We start from the raw sequence: 2,489 nt of genomic DNA on the forward strand, positions 1-2,489 counted from the left end.
TTTTTAGTCTCTCTTTCTTGTTTATAGAAAAGCTAATAGTTTTCCGTTTTTGTAGATTGCTGCGAACTTCAGTAGTGCATCATCAAGAACACGATAAAAGGCGCTTTCAGAACGTCCTAAGTCGTAATAGAGTTCTATGTTACTTTTCTTGATTGGTATGCAGTATTTTTCAACTAAGATTGTCTTTAGTTCTTGGGGTTGAATTTTTTCGATTGCCTCTCTCATGCAGTCTCTTTCTAACTCAGCAATGAATTTTCTGTTTTGTCGAGTATTTTCAAGAGCTGAAATATCGAGGTTTAAGGCGTTATTACTTGTTCTATTTGCGTTAGGATCGTAGGGGCTACCTGCTATCCTTTCCATACGTCTATAAACATTAAGCATACTTTTAGCATTGTTTATAGTTTGTCGTTTATCAAGCTCAGCGCTTAATGCTCTGGCCTTATTAAAATCTTTAACGCCATTACATATACGCTCAAAAGCGTTGTCAAGGCTTTGTTTCGCCTCATATTCAACGCTTAGCATATACTTTTTAGATCTTGGGGTGCTGTTTTTTAAAGTGATACTAATCATTGGTTGCTCATACAAGCCCGATATAAAACCATGAATAGCAGTAGCGGCAGTATCTGCTTGATAGTAGTCAGTGAGCTCTTTCGAGAAAGTAAAGGCCATTTAAGCACCTCTCTTTCTAGCTCTTTTGTTTCAAGGCGCTAATGTTATAGCGCTTATCCTTGATGCCAAAGACCTTGAATGAATTACCGTCAAGACCTTTCAAAATTCTGCTTGTATTGCGCTCATTGTAAACCTTTCTAAGTTCATCACCGCTTAAATTAGTGTTGATGATCGTAGTATCTCGGTTATTGAGAATATCAAACAGAAAATCTTGCTCCCAGTCGCCTTTTGGCTTAATCTCAGCGTTCTTTGCGCCTAGGTCATCCAGTATCAGATAATCAACGCTTGTCATGAGGTTTAACGCCTCATGCTCTGTTAAGCTAGCATGGCGGCCATAATTCCAACCGTTTTTGATTTCCTTGATGATTTCGGTAAGGCTGATAAACAAGACACTCTTAGGCTCATTCTTAGCCCGATAGCCCTCGTTAATCGCTTTGGCCATGGCATAAGATAGGTGGCTCTTTCCTATCCCAGTATTGCCCGTTATAAGCGTATTTCCTGCCATACCGTCCAGGTACTTTAGGACTTGCCCCTTAGCAAAATCTAAGAGTTGCTTTTCCTCTGGGGTCTCAGCAATAAAGTTATCAAAGGTTGCTGCTTTCAGCTCCTTGGGAACAGTGCTTTTACTTTCGAGGATATTATAAGTTTTGAGATATAAACCTTGATTTTGGCTTTCCTCAATCTCGGACAGTTCCTTTTGAGAAATGCCCTCTTTGACACAAACAGGACAATAAGGCTTTGGCTGTCGAGGTTTATTCTCGCCTGCAATTAAAACCGCTTTATTAAGCTGCTGATAATGGACGTTGTGGACTGGACAAACTTCATCCAGTGTCACTACTCTTTTAAACATTGCAAGATAATTAGGATTTTCAATAGCCGTTTCTGTTTCTTTAGTCATAGATACCCCCTTTAAAATGGCAGCGGTGGAAGGCTACTTGTCAGCGCGTCTTCCTCTGCCTTTTTGTTACGGTTCGCTTTTGAGTTGCGAACTAAGTCAACGGTTAGTAAGTTATCTTGCTTCCAGCGTGTAAGAATGGCCTTGATATATGCAAAGTTCACCTTTCCTTGATTGACGGCTTCTTTTAACGCCTCATAGATCAAGTCGGCGTTAAACTCGTCTAGCATATAGCCTAGTTCTTGTTGTTGAATAGCTGATAAAGGTCGCCCGCTCTCTTGTTCAAAGCTCTGATAGAGATTGATAAACTCTTGGCTAAAAATAGGGGCAGTGGTAGTGGTGGTTTTTTCTTCTTGAGTTTCCTTACTACTACCCTTACTTACCTTACCTTTACTTATATTATCTTTACTTATATTGGGTCTACCAGTGGTTGCCGTTTGGTTTACCAGTGGTTTACCAGTCGTGTCATCGCTATCTGTTATAAGGTTTTCAGCGTTTTGCTCTAGCAGGTCTTTATAAATGCTAGGCGTGTATCTGTCTTTTCTGACAGTGTTTTGCTCGTGGAAATCAACCACGAAATAAACCATTTCATCGTTAAGAGGTTTCACAAACCTTTTAACAACTAGGAGCCCCAAATTATCCTCGCTAGCTCCTATCATTCTGATAATAGGGAATGCTTCCACCACCCCGTCATCATCACAATTTTGTATAAGGTGAAAATATAGGGCTTGGGCTTCCAGGGGCAATCGTAAGAAACGATGTGTTTGAGTGACAGTTTTACTTATCATTCTACGGTTTCCCATTATTTTCCACCCCCAAAAATGCCAAAATGTCACTGATACGATAATACACTTTGCGGCTATCCTCTACGGGTGGTTGATAGCGTTTAAGACCCGCTTCCTCCCAACGTCTTAGAGTGTTGTAT

General features: G+C 40.3%; 3 protein-coding genes. All 3 read right to left on the minus strand.

Translation table 11 applies throughout. The features are described 5' to 3' along the window. Positions 1-21 precede the first annotated feature (21 nt). From O0J15_RS20755 to O0J15_RS20765, 3 genes are read right to left on the minus strand one after another with little or no spacing between them, the layout of a single operon-like run. Positions 22-669 carry an ArpU family phage packaging/lysis transcriptional regulator gene (locus O0J15_RS20755; RefSeq protein ID WP_302683629.1) on the minus strand — a complete coding sequence of 216 codons (648 nt, stop codon included), beginning with the start codon at positions 667-669 and terminating at the stop codon, positions 22-24. A gap of 16 nt (positions 670-685) precedes the next feature. Further along, positions 686-1,567, minus strand: coding sequence for an ATP-binding protein (locus O0J15_RS20760; RefSeq protein ID WP_308306242.1), 882 nt, complete (start codon positions 1,565-1,567; stop codon positions 686-688). Positions 1,568-1,578: 11 nt separating this feature from the next. Then, positions 1,579-2,352, minus strand: a complete 774-nt coding sequence (locus O0J15_RS20765; protein WP_308306243.1) for a DnaD domain protein — start codon at positions 2,350-2,352, stop codon at positions 1,579-1,581. Positions 2,353-2,489: the final 137 nt, after the last annotated feature.

Origin of the sequence: Stenotrophomonas sp. Sm10 (genome assembly GCF_030985515.1) — a bacterium.
Lineage (GTDB): Bacteria > Pseudomonadota > Gammaproteobacteria > Xanthomonadales > Xanthomonadaceae > Stenotrophomonas > Stenotrophomonas hibiscicola.